This window comes from Pseudomonas sp. RA_35y_Pfl2_P32, assembly GCF_963970735.1.
Classification (GTDB): Bacteria; Pseudomonadota; Gammaproteobacteria; order Pseudomonadales; family Pseudomonadaceae; genus Aquipseudomonas.
In genome coordinates this window covers 1-23169 of sequence record NZ_CAXAQF010000003.1, presented here as the reverse complement: position 1 = coordinate 23169, position 23169 = coordinate 1, and the positions used below count along the sequence as shown (strand labels likewise).

The 23169-nt window shown below is 62.4% G+C and carries 15 protein-coding genes and 3 pseudogenes; 8 read left to right on the top strand and 10 right to left on the bottom strand.

Features of this window, described 5'->3' with window-relative positions; genetic code table 11:
• Positions 1-20 precede the first annotated feature (20 nt).
• Entirely contained in the window at positions 21-638 is a 618-nt protein-coding gene (locus tag AACY45_RS03690) for a hypothetical protein (protein ID WP_339544204.1), read from the bottom strand.
• Between the two features lie 477 nt (positions 639-1115).
• Here AACY45_RS03690 and AACY45_RS03685 point away from each other — a divergent pair, with 477 nt between their 5' ends.
• Positions 1116-2042 (top strand): AraC family transcriptional regulator, encoded by a 927-nt coding sequence (locus AACY45_RS03685; protein WP_339544203.1) that lies wholly within the window; start codon positions 1116-1118, stop codon positions 2040-2042.
• Between the two features lie 100 nt (positions 2043-2142).
• Positions 2143-3420 (top strand): annotated as a pseudogene (locus AACY45_RS03680) (low temperature requirement protein A).
• Positions 3421-3735: 315 nt separating this feature from the next.
• On the opposite strand, the gene AACY45_RS03675 reads toward AACY45_RS03680, so the two are convergent.
• Together AACY45_RS03675 and AACY45_RS03670 are read right to left on the bottom strand one after the other, a co-directional pair.
• The gene (locus AACY45_RS03675; RefSeq protein ID WP_339544202.1) at positions 3736-4245 is read right to left on the bottom strand and encodes a ClbS/DfsB family four-helix bundle protein; all 510 of its coding nucleotides are present in this window, start codon (positions 4243-4245) and stop codon (positions 3736-3738) included.
• Between the two features lie 149 nt (positions 4246-4394).
• Positions 4395-4982: a TetR/AcrR family transcriptional regulator gene (locus tag AACY45_RS03670; RefSeq protein ID WP_339544201.1), complete on the bottom strand. Its 588-nt coding sequence runs from the start codon at positions 4980-4982 to the stop codon at positions 4395-4397.
• 148 nt (positions 4983-5130) lie between these two features.
• Here AACY45_RS03670 and AACY45_RS03665 point away from each other — a divergent pair, with 148 nt between their 5' ends.
• From AACY45_RS03665 to AACY45_RS03650, 4 genes and pseudogenes are all read left to right on the top strand, one after another.
• Positions 5131-6231, top strand: coding sequence for an alkene reductase (locus AACY45_RS03665; protein WP_339544200.1), 1101 nt, complete (start codon positions 5131-5133; stop codon positions 6229-6231).
• Between the two features lie 54 nt (positions 6232-6285).
• On the top strand, positions 6286-7074 hold the full coding sequence (locus tag AACY45_RS03660; protein WP_339544199.1) for an SDR family NAD(P)-dependent oxidoreductase: 789 nt from the start codon (positions 6286-6288) through the stop codon (positions 7072-7074).
• Positions 7075-7147: 73 nt separating this feature from the next.
• The gene (locus AACY45_RS03655) at positions 7148-8146 is read left to right on the top strand and encodes an NADP-dependent oxidoreductase (protein WP_339544198.1); all 999 of its coding nucleotides are present in this window, start codon (positions 7148-7150) and stop codon (positions 8144-8146) included.
• Positions 8147-8503: 357 nt separating this feature from the next.
• Positions 8504-8683: pseudogene (locus AACY45_RS03650) on the top strand (GNAT family N-acetyltransferase); the annotation flags it as partial.
• On the opposite strand, the gene AACY45_RS03645 reads toward AACY45_RS03650, so the two are convergent.
• The 5 genes from AACY45_RS03645 to AACY45_RS03625 all read right to left on the bottom strand — a co-directional run bounded on the left by AACY45_RS03645 (position 8658) and on the right by AACY45_RS03625 (position 15230).
• The gene (locus AACY45_RS03645; protein ID WP_339544197.1) at positions 8658-8894 is read right to left on the bottom strand and encodes a hypothetical protein; all 237 of its coding nucleotides are present in this window, start codon (positions 8892-8894) and stop codon (positions 8658-8660) included. The pseudogene AACY45_RS03650 and the gene AACY45_RS03645 sit on opposite strands and share 26 nt — an antisense overlap.
• Positions 8895-9337: 443 nt before the next feature.
• A complete protein-coding gene (locus tag AACY45_RS03640) occupies positions 9338-11716 on the bottom strand; it encodes a TonB-dependent siderophore receptor (RefSeq protein ID WP_339544196.1) in 2379 nt (792 codons plus the stop codon).
• Between the two features lie 16 nt (positions 11717-11732).
• On the bottom strand, positions 11733-12461 hold the full coding sequence (fhuF, locus tag AACY45_RS03635; protein ID WP_339544195.1) for a siderophore-iron reductase FhuF: 729 nt from the start codon (positions 12459-12461) through the stop codon (positions 11733-11735).
• A 1-nt stretch (position 12462) separates the two neighbouring features.
• Entirely contained in the window at positions 12463-14124 is a 1662-nt protein-coding gene (locus AACY45_RS03630) for a cyclic peptide export ABC transporter (RefSeq protein ID WP_339544194.1), read from the bottom strand.
• A 143-nt stretch (positions 14125-14267) separates the two neighbouring features.
• Positions 14268-15230, bottom strand: a complete 963-nt coding sequence (locus AACY45_RS03625; protein ID WP_339544193.1) for a FecR family protein — start codon at positions 15228-15230, stop codon at positions 14268-14270.
• A 207-nt stretch (positions 15231-15437) separates the two neighbouring features.
• Between AACY45_RS03625 and AACY45_RS03620 the strand changes: the two genes are divergently transcribed.
• Both AACY45_RS03620 and AACY45_RS03615 read left to right on the top strand, forming a co-directional pair.
• Positions 15438-16784, top strand: a complete 1347-nt coding sequence (locus AACY45_RS03620) for a lysine N(6)-hydroxylase/L-ornithine N(5)-oxygenase family protein (protein WP_339544192.1) — start codon at positions 15438-15440, stop codon at positions 16782-16784.
• 56 nt (positions 16785-16840) lie between these two features.
• Positions 16841-17413, top strand: a pseudogene (locus tag AACY45_RS03615) (GNAT family N-acetyltransferase); the annotation flags it as partial.
• A gap of 39 nt (positions 17414-17452) precedes the next feature.
• On the opposite strand, the gene AACY45_RS03610 reads toward AACY45_RS03615, so the two are convergent.
• Positions 17453-18409, bottom strand: coding sequence for an alpha/beta hydrolase (locus AACY45_RS03610; protein WP_339544191.1), 957 nt, complete (start codon positions 18407-18409; stop codon positions 17453-17455).
• 33 nt (positions 18410-18442) lie between these two features.
• A partial coding sequence (locus AACY45_RS03605; protein WP_339544190.1) for an amino acid adenylation domain-containing protein occupies positions 18443-23169 on the bottom strand: 4727 nt, incomplete at its 5' end.

Genomic DNA, 23169 nt, shown 5'->3' with positions numbered 1-23169 from the left:
GCAGTACATCGATAAAGTCATCATTCGGGACAAGGCTGACCTGCAGCACCCCATACGGTCATGTCTTGCACGTGCGTCTCGAAACTACCAGGCGGTGTAGAGCGTCCTGGTCCGGGTACCCAGGCCCAGGGAATAAAGCCCTTTATTTTTGCGTCATGATGCAGGTGCTCAACCAGGCCCGCGGCATCACGGCCCCCATTGCGCTTGGGGTCGCGCAACTGGGTACAAATCTCCGCGCCGGTCTTTGCAAACCACTCGAACGCCACTGGGGCGAGTTGCCAGGGAAGGCCCACATGCGGCGGCATGTTGGGAGCAACGTTTGGTGTGTCCGAACTTGCGTGACAAGCAACGCAAGACACCGTTTCAGCGCCTATTCGCGAGTCACCCGCGTGGATATTCATGCCGTGCGGGCGGGTCTTGTTCTCACTGGAGATGGTCCACATTGGAATATTGTCGGGGCCGACGTGACAGTTGGCGCAGCGCGGGTGAGTCACCACGGCTTCAATCCTCTGCCAAGCCTTTAACCCCTCGGCTTTACTGACACTGCCTGCCGGAGGCATTGAATTGCCTGCGCTGTCAGCCAATGCCGTGCCCGAAATGGGCAATGCCAGTAGTAATGCGATCAGTCCTATTTTCATTGTAAAGGTCCTTCAGGCGAACTCACGGTGTTGGACAGACGGCTTGGCGGATGCTTTCTCCAGAACATGCCAGGTTATTCAGGCGGCATCTTTGCGCCGCTCACGATTGATCCGATGACAGCCAATGGATAACCAACAGCGCGATTTCTGATGGTGCAGTCACCACTTTGTTGTCCACGCAGATGCTTCAGACTAGGTGAGCCGCGTCTCGACCGCTTGCACAAAAGTTATGATTACTTGCCTGATTAATCGGATTCGGCAATTAGGGACGCGGGAGGCGAATGATCTTGCGATGCTGGACTGCCAGGCAACACCGGTCGGGCATGGCTTGCATCTAGTGGACTGCACTACAACCAAGACCAAGTTGCCTGATTCTTAGATTTTTTTACCTAAAAGACGGAAATTTCAGGGGGGCTGCAACTTCCAGTGGCGCCTGCTGCTACCATTTTCCGTTTAGGTAGCTAAGGAAATTACCAAATGCACGGCGATCAGGGATCTAAAACCGTAAATGTCCCTCAGGCAGCAGAGTTGTCCGCCGCGATTCAGCGCTTTGCCAGCACTGACGGTGATTTCACTACAGCGCTTCCCGCGCTGACGATGCATCGCCGTCATGGCGTTAGCGAGCCGATGCCTTGCATCTATAACCTGGGAATTGGCGTCATTACCCAGGGCTATAAGCAAATCATGGTCGGCGACAAGGTACACAATTACGGGCCTGGCCAATTGATGCTGTCGACTTTCGACATGCCAGTGACTGCCCATGTCACGCGGGCGTCTCGCAGCGAACCACTGCTGGGTATGATGCTGAAGCTGGACATTCGCCAGATTGCGCAAGTGGCCTATGAGATGGAGCTGCCGTCTTCGCCCGAGACCGCCTATGAGCCGATCTCTGTCCACAAGCTGGAGCCTGCTTTATTCGATGCGTTTTTGCGACTAGTACGGCTACTGGACGAGCCGCAATTGGTAAGCTCACTTGCACCACTGCTTCAGCAAGAAATCATCGTCCGTTTGTTAGTTGGCCCCCAAGGATCCCAACTTCGCCACATCATTGCCGATGGCACGCCGCGCCAGCGAATGGCCCAAACCCTTTCCTGGCTTAGAAAGAATTTCAAACAAGCTTTGAATCTGGATGACCTGGCCGCTCACGCGCACATGACTCCATCAACGTTCCGTCAGCACTTTCGCGATATCACCGGTATGAGTCCTCTGCAGTTCCAAAAGCAAATGCGCCTGCAAGAGGCTCGGCAATTGATGTTGAACCAGGCTTTCGACGCAGGCGAAGCCAGTAACCTTGTCGGCTACGAAAGCGCCTCGCAATTCAGCCGGGAATATAAGCGACTCTTTGGCTCGCCCCCTTCGCGTGATATTCGGCGCATACGTCTCGACGCGGACGTGTCTGAATAGACGACTCCTTGGGCCAACCTGTCGGTGACGTCACGCACGGGAAACAAAAAAGCCTATGCGGATCACGTAGATCCATAACTTTTCAAACCACCTTTGATACATGGCGCTTGCCAACGAGGGATCACGCATGAGCGCATCGGCGTCTGTTACTAAGGCTCTTCACCATCACCTACGACGGATGTCCGGCCGCGACCCGCACGAGACACACCGCGTAGCTTCGTCTCTCGAGTTATTGTTCGACCTGACCTTCGCGACCTGCTTCGCGTTTGCTGCTACCCAACTCGCACATGCATTAGCAGCAGGCCACTACTCCACTGCATTGATCGGGTTCGGATTCGCGAGCTTTTGCATTTGTTGGGCTTGGACCAATTTCTCGTGGTTCGCATCAGCCTACGATACTGACGATTGGATTTTTCGCCTTACCACAATGGTGCAGATGGCTGGTGTCCTCGTGCTTGCGATCGGATTGCCACGGCTGTTCTCCTCAATAGAGGAGGGTCACCAGCTGGATGCTTCAGTTATGGTACTGGGCTACGTGATCATGCGCGTTGCGATGATATTTCAGTGGTTGCGAGCAGCGAAACAAGACCCTTCAAGGCGCCGCGCCTGCATCACTTACGCTGTCTCGATCGCGGTTGCGCAACTTGGCTGGATCGCACTTTTCATTTTTCCTCTTTCGATAGACGCCACCATCACACTGTTTTTTTTGTGGTTTCTGGTCGAGTTTGCAGGTCCGATATTGGCGGAACGCAGGGACGGCGGCACGCCGTGGCACGCGGAGCACATTGCAGAACGCTACAGCTTGTTCGCAATTATTGCCCTGGGCGAAGGGTTGGTGGGGACGGTCGCAGCCCTGTCTGCGGAGATGGAGCATGTGGGATAGACGGCTGAAACGGCACTGGCCTGCGTTGCAGGTGTCGGAATCACCTTTGGAATGTGGTGGGTCTACTCAATTCTGCCATCGGCTAATGTGCTGCACGCTTATCGCTCCCGCGCTTTCGTATGGAGCTATGGGCAGATACTGATCATTGCCTCGATTGTTGCAACGGGTGCGGGACTGGACGTCGCGGCGAACTTTATCGAGAACAAAGCCCACATTGGAGTGCTACCGGCTCTGCTCGCCACAGCTATTCCGCTTGCGATCTTTCTTGGGTTGATTTACGCGCTTCATTATTTTCTAGTGCGCCACTTTGACCTACTGCACGTATGGCTCTTGCTAGCGACCGTTGTGGTCATCGCGATTGCGATCGGCGCAGCTATGTTGGGCATGAGCATCGTAGTGTGCCTGGTCGTGCTCATGTTTGCGCCTATCATCACAGTAGTAGGTTACGAGGTTCTAGGGCATCGTCATCAGGGAGAAATGCTCAGTGCCCATTGAACGATTAGCGGAGGTCGCGTAAGTCGGAGTTATCTTTCGACTCCTTACCTCGATAGCTTGGGCCTGGAGGCAACGATCCCCGCGGGAGAAAAACACTGAGTACCAGCCACTGCCATACTGGAGTCCGTCGGAAACCGCCCTTCGCGTTCATTCGCGTATTCGGTGCGAATGGGGGCAAAAGTGGGGGCAAAAACAAACTCGTTCGACCTGGAAACACCGTCCTAGAGCCAAGTCAAAATGTTCTTTGGGGATCCGGACAGTCTCTAATGATGAGTCCAGACCAAGTGCCAATACACGCTCGTAAACCATCCGCACTCACAGTAGGTTCTTGGCCTTTATCCCTTTGCGCAAACGCACGCGCGCATTGCTGTAGGGCGAGGCTGTGTTGAACTGGATCATGCGTCCCAGCGTCCATTTCCCATACCAGCCACGGCCGTACAGATCGTCGTTGCTGCGGGCCTGTACCGAAGCAACAATTCGAGCCTTGGCGCCTTCCAGCCGCTCCACGAGCGGCAGGAACGGCACGTCTTCATAATCCCGGTAGAACTTCTGCGCGAGCCGGCCTAGCTCATTCCATTTGAAACCTGTTTCGGGAAAGTCAATCGCTTGGCCGGCGACGCTGCGGTCGAGCCATTTCAACACCAGTTCGTTCCAGCCGACCAGGTAGGCCGTGAGATTGGCGATGCTCATCTGTGTTCCCTGAGCGTGCCCCTCCATGCAGCAGTCATCCACCGATGACAACGGGACGCTGCGCAGGTCTTTCAAAAGCTTGTCGAACGTCGAATTTATCGCGCCAAGGAGTTGGTCTTTGTTTTGCGGGATCATGCTTTTCTGCTCTATAGATCAACAATAAAGACACCCTTCACGAACCGCTCCTGCTCCGCCGCTGAGACTGTAGTTCATCAACCTGACCTGCCGTGCGCAGACCAATGAAACCCGCTCATGTGTCCCGGGTCGTTGAATGAGTCGCCCCGCTACACCGCTTCCACTTCATGGGGCGACAACGAAGCCAAGATCTCGGCGCGGCACACCTCAAGGATCTCGTCCGCCAGTGCAGAATCGTCCGGGCAGGCACGCGACAGAATAATCGCACCGACCGCACGAGACAGCAGGTCGATCATCTTCTTTCTTCCCTCATCTGGAGCGGCATCCGGCCTCGTCGGGCATTTGTCCCCCAGTGTCTGCAGGGTGTGCTCGATCCCTTCGGCAAACGTCGCTTTCAGGTCATCCGATTGACGCGCCGCGTCGCCACACAACGCCGCCAGGGTGCAACCGCTGCCACGTCCATCCCGATGTTCGCGTGTCACATAGACGTCGATGAAACCCGCAACATCGAGCGACTGCGCACCGGCCAGGGATTTGGCAAGGCTGCAGGCCGAGGCTTCGGCCATCAGGTCGGCCTTCGAAGCGAAATGCTTGTAGAAACCTCCGTGGGTGAAGCCGGCAGCCGCCATGAGATCCGACACACCGACGCCGTCGAACCCGCGTTCACGAAACAGCTCAGAGGCCGTCTCCACGATGTGCTCCCGATTGGCCTGCGCCTGGGCCTTGGTCACTCTCACGTGCAATACCTCATGTTCACTGGGTAATCGTGCCCCGATGATACATAGATGTTGGTCATAATCAAAATCGTTGACAGTTTAGATTTCGATCATCATCCTAATTGCAAGTTCCACCCACCTCCATTAACGGGCACGGAAGACATACCAGATGACTGACCAGAATCTGTTCACCCCTTACACCCTTGGCGCCCTCACGCTGTCGAACCGTATCGTGCTCGCGCCACTGACACGCAACCGCGCAGGCGAAGGCTGTGTGCCAAGCGCGTTCGCGGCCACCTATTACAGCCAACGCGCCAGCGCAGGCTTGCTGATCAGCGAAGCCACGCAGATCTCCCAACAAGGCCAGGGCTATCAGGACACTCCCGGGATCTACACCCAGGCGCAGATCGAGGGCTGGCGTACAGTGACCGAGGCCGTCCATGCCAAAGGCGGGAAAATTTTCCTGCAACTCTGGCATGTCGGCCGCGTGTCCCACGTTGATCTGCAGGAAAACGGCGCCGCCCCCGTGGCCCCTTCTGCGCTGCGCGCCGCGACAAAAGTATTCGTCAACAACCGCTTTGAAGACGTCAGCGAGCCGCGCGCCCTGGACATCAGCGAACTGCCGGGGATCGTCGCCGATTTCCGCCAGGCCGCGGCAAACGCTGTCGCCGCCGGGTTCGATGGCGTGGAGATTCACGGTGCGAACGGCTATTTGCTGGATCAGTTCCTCAAGGACAGCGCCAACGTGCGCACCGATGCCTACGGCGCATCGATCGAAAATCGTGCGCGCCTGTTGCTCGACGTGACGGCTGCTGTCGTCAATCAAATCGGCGGGGATCGTACCGGTGTGCGCTTGTCGCCGGTGTCGCCCGCCAATGACGTTTCCAGCAGCGATCCGCAGGCGCAATTCGAGTACGTCGTCGATCAACTCGACGCCCTCGGCGTGGCTTATCTGCACGTGGTCGAAGGCGCGACCGGTGGCCCGCGTGATGTGGCGCCCTTCGATTTCGATGCCCTGCGCCAGCGCTTCAAAAACACCTACATCGCCAACAATGGCTATGACCTGGACCTGGCGACAGCGCGGCTCGCCGCAGACCAGGCCGATCTGATCGCGTTCGGGCGCCCGTTCATTGCCAATCCGGATCTGGTGGCGCGCCTGCACAAGGGCGCGCCGTTATCCGCCTTCAATCCCGCCACCCTCTATGGCGGCGGCTCGGCAGGCTACATCGACTACCCGACGTTGGCTGAATCGAACACCACCGCAGGCTGAGCAATCAGTGACCACGCGTTGTGTTTTCACACACCCTGAAAGAGAGATAACCCCATGAGCACTCGCCCTACTGTTCTTATCACCGGCGCTTCCACCGGCATTGGCGCCGTCTACGCCGAACGCTTCGCCCAACGCGGCCACGACCTGGTACTGGTGGCCCGAGACCAGGCACGCCTGGACGCACTGGCCGCCCGCTTGCGCAGCGAGCACAACGTCGGCATCGAGGTGATTACGGCAGACCTGACCCAACTCAGCGACCTGACCACCGTGGAGGCCCGACTGCGCGACGATGCCCGTATCGGCATCCTGGTCAATAACGCCGGCGCCGCGCTGTCCGGCAACTTCATCTCGCAAAGCACCGACAGCATCGCGCACCTGGTGGCCCTCAACACCACGGCGCTGGTGCGGCTGGCCAGCGCCATCGCCCCGCGCCTGGCCAAAGCAGGCGTTGGCGCAATCATCAACATCGGTTCGGTGGTGGGTCTAGCACCGGAGTTCGGCATGTCGGTCTACGGTGCGACCAAGGCGTTTGTGCTATTCCTTTCCCAAGGCCTGAGCCTGGAACTCTCGCCTCAGGGCGTCTACGTGCAGGCCGTGCTGCCGGCCGCCACCCGCACGCAGATCTGGGATCGCTCGGGCATCGACATCAACACCTTGAATGAAGTCATGGAAGTCGGCGATCTGGTGGATGCCGCACTGGTCGGTTTTGATCGACGCGAGCCGGTGACCATCCCGCCGCTGCAGCAAGCTGAACGCTGGGATGGCCTGCAGGCCGCACGCCACGGCCTTCTGGAGCAGATCCGCCAGTCTGTGGTTGCCCCGCGCTACCAACCCCCCGTGTGATTTTTCTGTAGCGAACGACAACGCCGCAAACCCTGCGCCCACCCGCATGAAAACCGACAAGAGCCGCACAACGATGAAGGCATTTTTAATTGATCGCTATGGCAAGAACACCGGGCGCCTTGGCGAAGTGCCCGCCCCCGCGGTGGGCGCCCACGACGTTTTGATCGAGGTGCACGCCAGCAGCATCAACCTGCTGGATTCGAAGATCCGCAAAGGCGAATTCAAACTGATCCTGCCCTATTCATTTCCGCTGGTGCTGGGCAATGACCTGGCGGGCGTGGTGGTGGCGGTTGGCGCGCAAGTGAAACGCTTCAAACCGGGAGACGAAGTCTACGCCCGCCCGCCCGAAGCGCGGATCGGGACGTTCGCGGAGTTGATCGCGGTGCACGAAAACGCGGTCGCCCTCAAACCTGCCAATATCAACATGGCACAGGCTGCGTCCATCCCCTTGGTCGCACTGACCGCCTGGCAAGTGCTGGTGGAAACCGCGCAACTGAAAAGGGGCCAGAAAGTGCTGATCCACGCGGGCTCCGGCGGTGTCGGCAGCCTCGCCATCCAACTGGCCAAACACCTCGGCGCGTTTGTCGCGACCACCACCAGCACCACGAATGTCGAATGGGTCAAGGCGCTGGGGGCCGATCGGGTGATCGACTACACACAGCAGAACTTCGACAGTGTCTTGCACGACTATGACCTGGTGTTGAACAGCCTCGGCGCGGACGTACTGGAGCAGTCTCTCAAGGTCCTCAAGCCCGGCGGCCAACTCATTTCCATCTCCGGGCCACCCACTGCGCAGTTCGCGCAGGAGCAAGGGTTGTCCTGGCCATTGAAGCAAATCATGCGCCTGCTGAGCCTGGGTATTCGGCGCAAGGCACGCAAACGGGCCGCAAGCTACGCATTCGTGTTCATGCGGGCCAATGGTGCCCAACTGCAACACATCACCGCGCTCATTGAGGCCGGCATCATCAAACCTGTGGTTGACCGCACTTTCACGTTCGAATCCACGGCACAAGCATTGAAGTACGTCGAACAGGGGCACGCCAAGGGCAAGGTGGTGGTTACGATCAAATGACTACCCTACCTAGCGAAGAGTCGACCGCCGACGCTGCGCAACCTTTGCGGCTTCAACAGTCATCGTGCGAAGTGACTCCGCCCGCGTTGCACAAACAGCATGAGCTGCAACCGGACGTTGTGCCGGTTGCACCGCCCGTGATCATTTGGCGCAGCTTGATGCTTGAGCAGTAGGACGCGAGACGAAGGCCCGCACATCGAAGAATCCGAGCGTCGTCGGCGCTTGATCTGGATCAAACAGGGGGGCCCGGATAGGTGTAGAACCCTAAGGGGGCTGTATGAACCGTCCCCCTTCGGAGTAAATCCCATGGCAACTGGTCATTCCATTGCACACTCCCCGTCCACCCCCGCCTTTGCGGGCGCTCTGCTGCTGGGCCACCTGATCGACAAGGCGCGGGCCAACGGGTACACAACGATGTATTCAATTGACTCTGCCGCCAATACGGCAATGCACGAACTGGCTCGCGAGCTGGGTTTCTCGACCTCTCGAGACCCTGACGACAGCAGCCAAGTCATCCACCGCCTTTCATGGGCTTGACGAGGCTTGCGGGGTGGGCAACTGCCCCTTGAACAAAGGGTCGATACGGCGCTGCAACACCGTAGGCATCGGCCAGTTCGTCAAAGGGCTCACGCAAGGCCGCGACAGACTCTTCAACCCAACCAAGCACCGCACTGGCATCAGCAACAAAAGCGGGTGCAATGCCGTAGGCACACATCAGGTGCAACTGCGCATCGCACGGCAGCGCCATGCCGATAGCTGCGCGAATGATGGTGTGATTGAAGTCGTTCTGTTGCGCCAGTTGCCCAGCCCTTGGATGACGACATAGAAGACGCCTACGACTTGTTCGCCCATCAACGTGACGACGTCATGAAAGTAGCCATTACCCCCTGAGTTCACCTGGCCTGGAGTGCTTTGAACCCCCATCCGGCAGGCACCTGGGGCGGCGTTGCGTCAGGCGAGACATCGCCTGTCCAGCCTTCTGGGGCACACACCCAACCCTCCGCCCCCGGATCTAGAAATCATGGCAGTTCCCGCGACAGAATCGCTGGTGGGTCCACCTCGATGTCTGGGTGGGCAGTTATTGACCGAGACAGAGGTGCGCGAGGCCTTGATGCGCTTGGCCGCTGCCCAGGTCATTCTGAGAGATGATGAAGCGGCCGTGCAATTCAGCACGGCCCGGTCCACCGAGACTTACCAGTTGTAGCTCACCGTGCCATACACGGTCCGCTGCTGGCCGTACTGGCAGCCCACGGTGCTGTAGCAGCCTGCCACGTATTCTTTATCGAACAGGTTCGCGGCGTTGAGCGAGACTTCCACGCCGTCGAGCGAGGCGTCGACTTTGCCCAGTTGGTAGGCGAGCAAGGCGTCGACCACGGTGTAGCTATCGACCTTGAAACTGTTGGCCGAGTCGCCGAAGGTGCTGCCCACGTAGCGCGCGCCGCCGCCGATGCGCAGCCCCTCGAGCGTACCGCCCTGGACGATGTAGTCGCCCCAGATCGACGCCATGTGCTCCGGCACCCGGAACGGTGTATTGCCTTTGTTGCCGACGTCGGACTTAGTGACCTCGACGTCGTTCCAGGTGTAGCTGCCGATCAGATTGAACCCTTGGGTGATCTCGGTCTTGGCTTCCAGTTCGACACCCTGGGAGCGGACTTCGCCTTCCTGGCGTGAGAAGCCGCCGACGTTCTCGGTGGCGTTCTGCTTGGTCAAGTCGAACACCGCGACGGTGTACAGGCTGTTGCTGCCTGGCGGTTCGTACTTGAGGCCGATTTCGTACTGCTTGCCGATTTCCGGGTCGAGCTGCGAGTTGTCGATCGTGACGCCCATGACCGGCAAGAACGATTCGCTGTAGCTGGCGTACGGTGCCAGGCCGTTGTCGAACAGGTAGACCAGGCCCGCGCGACCACTGAATTTTTCATCCTTCTGGGTTTGCGGTGCGCGATCGTCCTTCTGGTTGCTGGCCCAGTCGTAACGGCCACCGAGCAAGAACACCCACTTGTCGATCTTCAGTTGATCCTGCAGGTACACGCCGGTTTGCGACATTTTCTGCTCATAACTGGAGGCACTGAACGGGACCAGGGTCAGCGGTTCACCGTAGACCGGATTGAACACGTCGAACTTCTGGTCGATGAAGTTCAGCGACTGGTCCTGGTTGAACTTGCCGTTGTTGTAGTCGACGCCAGTGAGCAAGGTGTGTTCCACCGGCCCCGTGGCGAAGTTGGCCTGGACCTGGTTGTCCATGGTGAACAGCCGGCCGTCGCCCTTGCGCTGGTCGTTGTAACGCGAGTAGAGGTCGCCTGCCGGGGCAAACAAGGCAATCTCGGAGCTGGACTGGCGGTAGTCGCTGTAACGCACGTTCTGGCGCAGGGTCCAGATCTCGTCGAGGTTGTGTTCAAACACGTAACCCAGCGACGTCTTCTCGTTGGTCATGTAGTCGTAGGCGCTGTCGCCGACGTAGGTATCGCGGTCCAGGCGGCCACGGGGGTCGCGAAACACGGTGCCCTGTGCGGGCAGTGGGTTGGCGAAGTTGCCCGTCTGCTTCTGGTACTCGCCCAGTACGGTCAGCTCGGTATCGTCGTTGGGGCGAAAGCTGATGGCCGGTGCCACGTACTCGCGGCGGTTGGTGATGTGGTCGGCCTGGGCATCGGCTTCGCGGAACAGACCGGTCAGGCGATAGCTCCACACCCCCTCCTCGTCCAGGGCATCACCGAGGTCGAAAGCGGTCTGCTGGTAGTCGTGGTTGCCCATCTGCAGTTGCACTTCACGCAGCGGTTCGGTGGTCGGGCGCTTGCTCACCAGGTTGATCTGGCCACCTGGGTCGGAAGCACCGTAGAGCACCGAGCTGGCGCCGCGCAGCACTTCGATGCGCTCCAGGCCATAGGGCTCGGGGGCGTCCCAGCCAAGAAAGTCTGGCAGGAAGGTGCGGGTCCCGTCGCGCAGCATGCGCCCGGTGCCTTGCTGGAAGCCACGGATGGTCAACTGGTCGGTGACGAACTGCGGGCCGGCCAGTTCCGCGTTGATCCCCGGGGTGTAGCGCAGGGCCTGGGCGACTGTCTTGGGTTGCTGGGCCTCGATCTGCTCACGGGTCACCACCGACACCGAATACGGCGTTTCAATGATCGGCGTGTCCGTCTTGGTGCCCGCCGAAGCGCGCTTGGCCACATAGCCGTCATCCGCGCTCACCGAGCTGTACGCCTGGCCGACCACACTGCTGACCGGCAGGGTCAGCGCCGCATCGTCGCGGCTGCCTTGCAAGGTCACATGGTTGCCGTCGATCCGATAGGCGATGCCGGTCCCCTGGATCAACTGGCGCAGCGCCTCTTCGGGCTCCATCTGCCCGGACACACTGCGGCTGCGCAGGCCGGAGACGGTGTCCTGGCTGTAGATGATCTGCAATTTGGCCTGGTTGCCCAGCTCGTACAAGGCCGAGGACAGCGACTTGGCTGGGATGTTGATCTGCACAGGTTCGGCCAGCGCCGGGACCGCCACCGCCATGGCAAGCCCGAGTGCAGCGGCGGCGATGCAGCGACGCAAGCGCTGTGCCGGGTGATTCAGTGGATAAACGCTCATGATGTTCCCTATGGTTTTATAGTTGTGTTGGCCGGTTGGATGGGGCTTGGCGTGTGGCCAGGGGGCAGACCGCACACCGTTCGAACGCCAGGCGCTCGCGCAGACAACAGACCCGCCGCTTGACCGCGCCGGCGCCATCGCGGCGCAAGGCACTGCGCAACGCCTGGCTGCCCTGGCCCTGGCCCTGGCCGCTGTCGCAAAAATGCGCCCGCGCTTGCCCCAGCGCGCGGGTGGGCACACAGCCCTGGGCCACCTCCAGGACCCAGTCGATACACAGCGCCACGTTGCCCCACAGCAGCCGCGGTGACAGCCCGCTATGGGCGGCGAAACGGCTGACGAACGGCTGCAGCAACTGCTCATCGAGCGCGTCCAACTGACGCGCGCCATCGCCCTCGCTCAATGGCGCCTGCCCTGGCGCCGGGACATGCAGCTCGTCGGGGACGCCCTGCTGATTCACGCTCATGCGCAGTTGCCCGGGATCCAGGCACACGGGCTCGCCGTACAGCAGGCGCGCCAGCAGCAGCGGTGGCAGGATCAGTGCGCTGACCTGCTGGTGCCATTGCGATGCAATTGCCCGTGGATCAGCCTGTGGCCAGTGCTGGGCATAACGCGCCAACCCCTGGGCCAGCATGTCTGGCTGCAGCCAGCGGCTCAGCGCAGGTGCCTCGCTGCCGGGCGCAATGTGCATCCGCGCCGCGAGCGGCCGCAGGTCCGGCGGCAAGCGCTGGGCCAGCGTCAGGCTCACCTCAGCCGGCCTCGACAGCGCTGGCGCGGTGCTGCACCAGACGGCCGTTCTCGATGCGCAACAGGCTGTCGGCGGCATCGAAATAGCGGTCATCGTGGGAGATCACGACGATGGTCTTGCCCAGGCGCTGCAGGTCTGGCAGCAGTTCGGTGTAGAAAATGCGGCGGAAGGTCGGGTCCTGGTCGGCTGCCCACTCGTCGAACACCAGCACCGGCCGGTGCTCGGTCCACGCTTGCAGCAGGGCCAGGCGTTTGCGCTGGCCGGTCGACAGATCGAGGGTGGAAAAACGACCGTCTTCGATGCGCACCTTGTGGGCGATCTCCAGGCGCTCCAGGTACACCATCGCCTCTGGCGGCACATCGGCGCCTTGCTGGACAAGGTCCTCGAACAGGAAGAAGTCCGACAGCACGGTGGTGAACAGTTGGCGGTAATCGTCGCGCTGGGTGGCGTCGACCGGTTTGCCGTCCAGCAGCAGGCTACCGCTCTGGGGCACGTACAAGCCCAGCAACAGCTTGATCAAGGTGGTCTTGCCACCGCCGTTCTCGCCGACGATGAACACAATCTCGCCCTTGCGGATCGACAGGTTGACCGGGCCAATGGCAAACCCTGCGCCACCCTCCTCGCTCGGATAACGGTACTGCACGTCACGCAGCTCGATGCTGTTGATTGCCTCAGGCAGCGGTTTGTCGTGTGCCTCCTGCAAGTGCGGTTCGGGTGAGGCGAACTGCTCGGAGAGTTCGGCCACCCGGCGGAACGCTACTTGCGCACGGCTGATGTTCGGCAGCGTACCGAGCAGATGCTCCAGCGGCCCTTTCATGTACAGCAACACCAGGATGAAGCCGCTCAGGGTCGCGGTGCTGGTGCTCGGCCACATGGCCTGGAACCCCAGGGCCACGCCAATCACGATGAAGAACAGCGTGGAGCCGACCCCCTTGGCCACCACGAACTGGTTGATCGCGTTCACCTGCTTGCGGCAGATACTGTCAGCGGTGCCTTCGATGCTGTCCTTGAGCAGGCGCTGGCGGCGCGGACGGTTGATGCGCAGTTCCTTGGCGCCCTCGGCGATGGAGCGATAGTGCTTTTGCAGATCGTCTTCCAGGTCGCGGGCCTCGAAGAAGCCCTTGATGCCACGGGCCCGGGCGTAATACTGGGCAACCGAGCCCAGCAGAATCGCCAGGGTGGTGGTGAGGAACATCCCTGGCGACAATTGCACCAGGTACACCAGGCAGCCAAGGGTGACGCTGAACGACACCGCGAGCGGCGCGAAGGCGAAGGCAAAGTCACTGATGGTGTCGACATCGTGGGTCAGCACGGGGATCAGCCGATGGCTGCGGTAGCGTTCCAGTTGATCGATCGGCGCGCTGAGGATCTTCAGGCCCAGGGTCTTGCGCAGCCGGGCGATCACATGCTGGCCCACATAGTTGGTGCCGATGTCCGAGATCACCGAACCGAGCAGCGCCATCAGGCACAGCCCGGCGAAACCTAGCAACACGCCGCGACTGGCGCCGCCTTCGGCGTGCAGGGCATGGTTGATGGTCGCCAGCAGGCCAGTGATGCTCAAGCCACCGAGAATGCCCAGCACGGTCGAAACCAGCAACAGCGGCCAGAAGGGTCGCAAAACCTGGGTCAATTCATGCAGGGTACTTCGTGCGGGTACGCTCATTGTCTCGGCTTCCAGGCTTGACGCCCGTCATCGTCCCGTCCGCAGACGGCCGGAATGAGGGCGTGTTAAGGGGCATGCCTGATCGACGAATGAGCGTGGGGTTTGTTCAGCAAATTATCTGAAAATAACGGCCGAGGCTGGGGTCAGCGGGACGAAACAAGGATCACGTCATCGCCGCGAAGCAATTTGACCGGGAGCACACGCGGCAGCGCGTTGATCAACTGGCCCAGGTCGTTGGTGTCGTAAATGCCGCCGAAACGCAGCTCGCCGACCTCGTTGCCTTCCAGTTGCAGGGGCACCTTGAGGTAGCGATTGATCTGCACGATGGCATCGCGCAGGCTGATGTCGTCCAGCATCAGCTTGCCGTTGCGCCAGGCCATCGAGCGCACCGGATCGATGCGCTTGAGCTGGAGCATGCGGCCCTGGCTCACCACCGCCTGCAAACCGGCAGTCAGTTCGGTGCCCTGGTTGCGGCCGTCGTCTGCCTCGCCGCGCGACACCAGCACCGTGCCTTCGCTCACGCTGACAGTGGTCTGCACTTGTGCGGTCCAGATATTGAAATGAGTACCGGTGACCCGCACGCTGGCGTTGTCGGTACTGATCAAGAACGGCTTGTCGATGTCGCGTTGCACAGCGAAATAGGCCTCGCCGTCACGCAGCAACACCTGGCGCCGATCACGAAAGCCCAGGTACAGCATGCCGGTGCGCTGATTGAGTTCCACCTGGCTGTGATCGGGTAGCTGGACCTGACGGCGCGTTTCCTCGGCCATGAAGTAGCGCACACTGCCCGGCAACATGCCCCCCGCCCAGCCGCCCGCCCACGCGGCGCCCACGGCCAACGCCAGCACCGCGGCGCGGGCCAGCAACGGTGTGCGACGGCGTCGCGCATGGGCCGCAAGCGGCACCGGCGCACGGGGCGGCAACTGCTCGCTGACCTGCCAGACCCGGCACATCTTCAGGTACTCCGCAGCGTGTTCCGGGTCGGCATCGTACCAACGCAAAAACTCGGCGCGGTCCGCGTCCGTGCAATCCTCGAAATGCAAACGCACGCACCAGTCGGCGGCCATTTCGCTCGGAGTTTGCTGGGGAAGGGAGGGGTTGGGCATGGTGGTAGACAGCGGAAGAATTTCGCCAAGCTTACTCCATCCACTTGGTTTTTGGTTGGTTTCACTCTAAATCGTTCATTTGCCTACGCGCCCCTACGACCACTTCTGAAGAAGCTGTCGGCTCATTCGTCAAGTCTGATGAACGCCTCTGACACGGCCTGTACATGGCCGCGTGCTCAGGGCACCACTTCAAAGGAGGATTCGCGAATGTCCCAGCGACAGTCCAGCAACAAGCCCTTCGACGTCATCGGCGTCGGCTTCGGCCCTTCCAACCTGGCCTTGGCCATCGCCCTCGAGGAACAGGCAGAAACGGCAGGCCGCCGAGCCAACACCTTGTTCCTCGATCGGCAGACTGACTATCACTGGCACGGCGATACCCTGGTCAGCCAGAGCGAATTGCAGATCTCCTTCCTCAAGGACCTGGTGACCCTGCGCAACCCCACCAGCCGCCACAGTTTCGTCAACTACCTGCAGCAGCACGGCCGCCTGATCGACTTCATCAACCTGGGCACGTTCTATCCTTGCCGCATGGAATACAGCGACTACCTGCGCTGGGTCGCCGGGCACTTCCGCGAGCAGTGTGCCTACGGCAACCGCGTGGATCGGGTCGAACCCGTGATCGGCATGGATGGCAGCGTCGAGTTGCTGGACGTGATTTCAGTGGACAGCCAGGGCCGCGAACACCGCCGGCGCACCCGTTCGGTGGTGGTCGGCACCGGTGGCACGCCGCGCATTCCTGCGGTGTTCAAGGACCTGCGCGACGATGACCGGGTGTTCCATCACTCCCGGTACCTGAGCCGCATCACCCAGCAGCGCTGTGCCCGTGGTGAGCCGATGCGCATTGCCGTGGTGGGCGGCGGACAGAGCGCGGCCGAGGCGTTCATCGACCTCAACGACAGCTACCCGAACGTGAAGGTCGACCTGATCCTGCGCAGCGAAGTGCTCAAACCGGCCGACGACAGCCCCTTCGTCAACCAGATCTTCGCCCCGGAAAACACCCACCTGTTCTTCAACCAGCCCGAGCCCGAGCGCGAGCGGCTGATCAGCGAATTCCACAACACCAACTACTCGGTGGTGGACCTCAATCTGATCGAGCAGATCTACGCCATTCTCTATCGCCAGAAAGTCTCCAAGCATGAGCGCCACGCCTTCCGCTGCCGCACTCAGGTGCAGAGCGCCACGTCCGGCGAACACGGCGTGCGCCTGCACCTGCGGGATGTCGCAACGGGCCAGGAAGAAGTCCAGCACTACGATGCGGTGATCCTCGCCACCGGCTACGAACGCACCTCGCACAAGACCCTGCTGGCACCACTGGCCGACTACCTGGGCGACTTCGACGTCGAGCGCAGCTACCGCGTGCGCGCCACGCCGAACCTCAAGGCCGGCGTCTTCGTCCAGGGTTTCTCGGAAGCCAACCACGGCCTGAGCGATACCCTGCTGTCGGTCTTGCCGGCCCGCGCCTGGGAAATCTCCGAGGCGTTGCTGGACATGGCCGAGTCCTGCGAGCACGAGCACCTGCAGTTGCTCGACACTGCCCTGTCGGCGTCCGCCTGAATGGAGCTGCCTGGATGAACATGACCACCGGACCACTGACCGCGGCTATTGGCAGCAAACCCCAAGGCGAACTGTACCGTCGCTACGACGAGCACCTGGGACTCTGGATGTCCTTGCGCACGCTGGACATCGAGCAGGACCTGACGCTGTTCAACCGCTGGCAGAACAACGCCCGCGTCGCGCACTTCTGGCAGGAACAAGGCACGCTCGAGGAGCACCGTGACTACCTGCAAAAGATCGCCGACACCGCGCACATCTTCAGCGTCATCGGCTGCCTGAATGACGAGCCCTTTGCCTATTACGAAGTCTACTGGGCGGCCCATGACCGCATCGCGCCGTTCTACCCGGCGGGTGAATTCGACCGCGGTATTCATATGCTGGTGGGCGAAGAGCATCATCGCGGCCCGGCCAAGGTCGATTGCTGGCTGCGCTCGCTGGTCAGTTGGCTGCTGCTCGACGAGTCACGTACCACCCGCGTGGTGGCCGAGCCTCGGGCCGACAACGACAAGATGATCGGCTACATGACCTCGGTGGGCTTTCGCAAGCACAAAGAGTTCGACTTCCCGCACAAACGCGCGGCACTGATGGTGCTCGAGCGCGACGACTTCGGCCCGCTGCTGGCGGGCTGACCTCCCCTGCCGGGCGCTTGGCGCCCGGCCCTCTTTTCTTCAGTTCGCCAACGCCTGGGCCAGATGGCTCGCCAGCTCGGCGTAGACCTGATCCACACCCGGCATGATCGCCCCCATCCGCAGCAGGTCGTGGGTCGCGGCGTATGAGCGGTAGGTCACCGTCACCCCGGCCTGTTGCAAGCGTTCGGCGTAGGCCAGGCCTTCATCGTGCAACGGGTCGTACTGGGCCAGCCCCACGAACGCCGGGGCCGCGCCCTGCAAGTGCTCACACAGCAGTGGCGAAAAGCGCCAGTCCAGGCGATCGGCCGGGGTGCGCTGGTAGTGGTTGTAGAACCACTCCAGCGTCGCGCTTTCCAGCAGGTAACCTTCGTCGAACAGCTCGCTGGACACCGTGGTGCGCGAGGCATCGGTACTGGGGTAACACAGCAACTGCAGGCGGATCGACGGCCATTGCTGCGGGGCCTGCGCTGCCTGGATGGCCAACACGGTGGCCAGGGTCGCGCCAGCGCTGTCGCCGCCCACCGCCAGCCGCGTCGCATCCAGGCCATGCTCGGCGCCCTCGGCCACCAGCCAACGCAGGGCATCCTCGGCATCGAACAGCGCGGTGGGAAAGCGGTGCTCCGGGGCCCGCCGGTATTCCACGGCGAGCACCGCACAGGGCGTGCGCCAGGCAAGCTCTGCGCAGATGCCGTCATGGGAGTCCAGGCTGCCCACCACATAACCGCCGCCGTGGAAGTACAACAGCACCGGCCACGGCTGCGCGCAAGCAACCTCGGGCACATACAGCCGCAGCGCCAGGCTGGCGCCATCGCGGGTACGCGCCGTCAACGCGTGGCGGGCCACTTGCTGGGGCCAGGGCCAGACCAGCCCCACCGAAGCCTGCTCAAACGTGTCGCGGGCCAACGCCGGCGACAAGGCGTGCAACGGTGGACGGCCGGCTAGCCGCCCCTCCTCCACCAGGTCCAGGAAAGCGCTCAACTCAGGATGCAATGACATGGTTCAAATTCCTTGAAAACGGGATCGCGCGGCTCATTCGAGCCCCGCGCATTGTTCAATCAGGCTGTGCAGTTCGGCCTGGAAGGCGTCCAGCAGCCCCTGCACGGTTTCCGGGCGATACCGCTTGCGGCTATAGATACAGCGCATCCCCAAGCGACCGTCATGCACCTGGCCGATGATTTCCAGCCAGTTGGCCAGGGGTGCCGACGGGCTGTGGAAGTCGCCCAGGCTTTCAGGCGCAGCACCGAACAGCGCCTGTGGGCTGGCGGCCTGATCCAGTTGCCCGAGGTAGTTGAAGGTGATGCGTGGCTGCGGCAGTTGCGCCAGGGCCTCGCGCACGTCGGCACGCCCCAGGTAACGCAGGACGCCAAAGCCCAGGCCGCGCTCCGGCAGTTGCGCCAGTTGCTCGCGCACCGCCCGGACCGACTCGGCCACCTGGCCATTGCCCGGACGCAGGTGCACCGGGAACATGCTGGTGAACCAGCCCACCGTGCGGCTGAGGTCGAGTTCGTCGAACAGGTCCTCGCGGCCGTGTCCTTCGAGCTGGATCAACGCCGAGTCGTCCTTGCTCCAGCGGCACACGGCACGCGACAGCGCGGTCAGCAGCAGGTCATTGATCTGCGCCTGCAGGGCCGCCGGCACCGCCTTGAGCAACAACTGGGTACGGGGTTGATCAAGAGTGATCCGGACTTCGGCCGACGTGCCCACCAGGTTGCATCCCCGCGGGTTATCGATCGGCAGAGTCTGCGGGGTCCCCGCGCCCAACTGTTGCCTCCAGTAGTCCAGTTCAGCCTCGCCTTCCGGGCTGCGCGCCCGCGCCTGCAGGCGCTGTGCCCAGTCACGGTAGCGACTGCCCGGCAGCGCCAACTCAGGCAATCGCCCGGCACATGCCGCCTGGTACGTCGCCAGCAGGTCCTCAAGCAACACCGGCCAGGACACCCCGTCCACTGCCAGGTGATGAACCACCAGCAGCAGGCGCTCGCCCCCTTGTGCCAGGCGTGCATGCAGCACCCGCAACAGCGGGCCGTTGCTCAGGTCCAGGCTGCGCTGGGCCAACTGGATGGCCGCTTCCAGCGCTTGGCTGTCGGCGAGGTCTTGTTGCCAGAGCACCGGCACCTGCTCGACCTCCTCGAGGCTGGCGTAACGCTGCGACCAGCCGCCCGGCCCCTGGACGAAGCGCAACCTAAGCGCCTCGTGACGCACCAGCAGGTGGTGCACCGCCTGCTTCAGGGCCTCGGTCTGCAGCGGTTGCAGCACGTCCAGCAGCAGCGCCTGGTTAAAGTGCTGGCGCTCATCCATCGGCACCTCGAACAACCACTGCTGGATCGGCAGCAGGTTGAACAGCTCACCCTCGGGCAAGGCCAGCTCCGCCGTGATCGCGCCAGCCGTCGGCGCATCGACCGCCGCCAGCAGCTCGGCGATGGTCGGTTTGCGCATCAGGTCGCGCAGGCGGATCTCCCGTTGCAACTGCGGATGGTTACGTGCCCGCGACACCACCTGCAGGCTGAGGATCGAGTCGCCACCGAGCTCGAAGAAGTTATCGGCGATGCCCACCCGCTCCACCCCCAGCACCTCCTGCCAAATCTGCGCCAGTACCTGTTGGTCATCGGTCTGCGGCGCGACGAAGCGGCTGTCCAGGCTGATCTGCGGCGCCGGCAAGGCCAGGCGATCGACCTTGCCATTGGCGTTGAGCGGCAGGGCTTGGAGCACCACCACGTGAGTCGGCACCATGTAATCCGGCAGCCGCTCACGCAAACGCTGGCGCAGGGACTCACCCAGGCCCTCGGCAGCCACCGCCGCCACATAGGCGACCAGTTGCTTGCCGGTCTGGCTGTCGCGGGCGACCACCACCGCGCTCTGCACATCCGGCTGCTCACGCAACCGCGCTTCGATCTCACCCAGTTCGATACGGAAACCGCGGACCTTGACCTGATGGTCGAGGCGTCCCAGGTAATCGAAGGTGCCATCAACGCGGCGGCGCACCAGGTCGCCGCTGCGATACAGGCGCCCGCCGACGCTGAACGGGTCGGCCACAAAACGTTCGGCCGTCAGTCCCGAGCGCTGGTGATACCCACGCGCCAGGCCTTCGCCGCCGATGTACAGCTCGCCGGCCACCCCTTCAGGGACCGGATTGAGGTCGGCATCCAGCACATGCAGGGTCCGCGCACCGACCCGCTGACCAATTGGCGCATAGGCCGCACCACAGGTGGTCGACCCTTCGGCCTTCCACAACAGCGGCGTGATGACGGTCTCGGTCGGTCCGTAGCCATTGATGATCGCTTGCGGGCGCAGCGCCGCGCGGGCACGTTCGAACGCGGCCTCCGGCACGGCATCGCCACCAAAGCAATACACCCGCACCGCCGGTGCCTTGCCTTCGGCCTCGGCCTGGCTGGCCAACGCTTGCAGATAGGCCGGCGGGAACGCGGCCACCGTGACCCCGTGTGCGGTCATGGCGGCCAGGGTCTGTTCCGGGGTCCACAGTTCATCGTCACGCACCAGCAGGCTGGCGCCGAACAACAGCGGCACCAGCCAGCGCTCATGGGCGCCGTCGAAGGCAAACGACATGAAGTGCAGCTCACGGTCCGCCGGGCTCATGCCATAGCGCTCACCGATCGCTTCGCAGTGCATGGCCAGCGGCCCGTGGGCCACCGCCACCGCCTTGGGCTGTCCGGTGGAGCCGGAGGTGTAGATCAGGTAGGCCAGGCTGTCGGCATGCCAGTCCACGACCGGCGCCTGATCGTCCAGCCCTTCCAGCGCCAGGCGGTCCAGCGCGTAGTGAGTGACGCCGTCCTGCACCGGCAGTTGCTCCGCGAGGCTGGAGTGGGTGAGCAACAGGCGCATGCCCGAATCGCCCATGATGAAGGCCAGGCGCTCGGCCGGATGACCGGTGTCCAGCGGCAGGTAGGCCGCGCCGCACTTGAGCACGGCCAGCAGCGCCACCGGCCAGTCCACCGAACGGGGCAAGGCCACGCCGACCACGGTTTCCGGCCCGGCCCCCTGGGCCCGCAGGAACTGCGCCAGGCGATTGGAACGCGATTCCAGTTCAGCGAACGTCAGGCGCTGCTCACCGCAGAGCACAGCATCCCAGTGCGGGCTGCGCCGCGCCCATTCGGTGATGCCCTGGGTGACCGACGGCAAGCGGCGGCGCGGCGGCAGGTGATTGGCCTGGGCGCGGGCGCGCAATTGCGCTTCATCGAGCATGCCCAGCTCACCCAGCGGTGTGTCGGCAGCGGCGCAGAAGCCTTCGAGCAGGTGCTCAAGGTGAGCGCGAATGCCCTCCACCTGGCTCAGGTCGAAGTGCTCGCGCAGGAACATGTACTCGATCTCCAGCGCTTCGCCGAGGGTGACCATCAGGTCCATGGCGAAGTTGGTCACGCCATGGCCACGCGCCGTCTCGAACTGCAGCTCGCCATCGTCCCATTCACTGAGCAGGCGGTCGACCGGCTGGTTCTCGAACACCACGATGCTGTCGAACAGGGCCTGGCCACCACGGCCAGCCCAGCGCTGCACCTGGCTCAACGGCGTGTGCTCGTGTTCCCGCGCCGCCAGGTTGTAGGCCTGCAGCGCCTGCAACCAGTCGCCCAGGCGCTGTTCGGGCTGCGGCGCCTGGACGATCGGCAGGGTATTGATGAACAGCCCCACGGTGTCTTGCGCTCCGGGCAATTGCGCAGGCCGGCCCGATACCGTGGCACCGAATGCCACGCAACGCTGGCCGGTGTAACGCTGCAGAAGCAGCAACCAGGCCGCTTGCACCAGGGTATTGAGGGTGACCCGCTGGCTGCGGGCAAAGTCTTTCAGGCGCCCGGTGCGCGTGCTGTCCAGATGGCTGTAGATCGCCTGGTGACCGCGCTCGCTGCGCTTGCCGGTCAACGCCTGAGCAAGGAAGGTCGGCTCTTCCAGTGGCTGCAGGCGCTCGCGCCAGAAGCGCTCGCTGACCAGGGGATCGCGGGTCTGCAACCAGTCGATGTAATCGCGGTAGCGACCCGGTTCCGGCAGCGGCTGGCGGAGGTAGCGACGCAAGACCTGGCCGATCAGCAGCGACAGGCTCCACCCATCGAGCAGCAAGTGGTGATAGGTCCACACCAAGCGATAGCGACGTGGCCCCAGTTGCACCAGCAACAATCGTTGCAGCGGGGCCTGGCCCAGGTCGAACGGACGCTCGCGCTGCTCGCGGGCCACGGCCTGGACCTGCTCCTCCGTCGGCGTGTGTTCACGCCAGTCCAGTTGCTCCACCGGCAACGTCACGGCGTGATGGATCACTTGCATGGCATCGCTAAAACCTTGCCAGACAAAACTGCCACGCAGGCTGTCATGGCGCCCGCTGACCTCGTCCCAGGCGGCAATGAAGCGCGGCGCATCCAAGCCGTCGATCACCACGTCGAGCTGGTTCACGTACAGCTCGCTGCCGGTGTCCAGGGCGTGGAACAGCATGCCCTGCTGCATCGACGACAGCGGCACGATGTCTTCAATCGCCTCCAGGCTCACCGGCAGCGCGGCCAGGGCTTCTGCGCTGAGGGCACTCGGATCAAAGCGTGCCACAGCCCGCGGCGCGACCGCCTGCAACGGCTGCGCCTGGGCGGCGAGTGCCCGCACACTCTGGTGCAGGAACAGGTCACGCGGGGTCAGCGCCAAACCGGCCTCACGGGCGCGCGCCACCACCTGCACCGAGACGATCGAGTCACCGCCCAGTTCGAAGAAGTTGTCCTCGACGCTGACCTGCGCCAGGTTCAACACGGCTTGCCAGATCGCGGCCAGCGCGG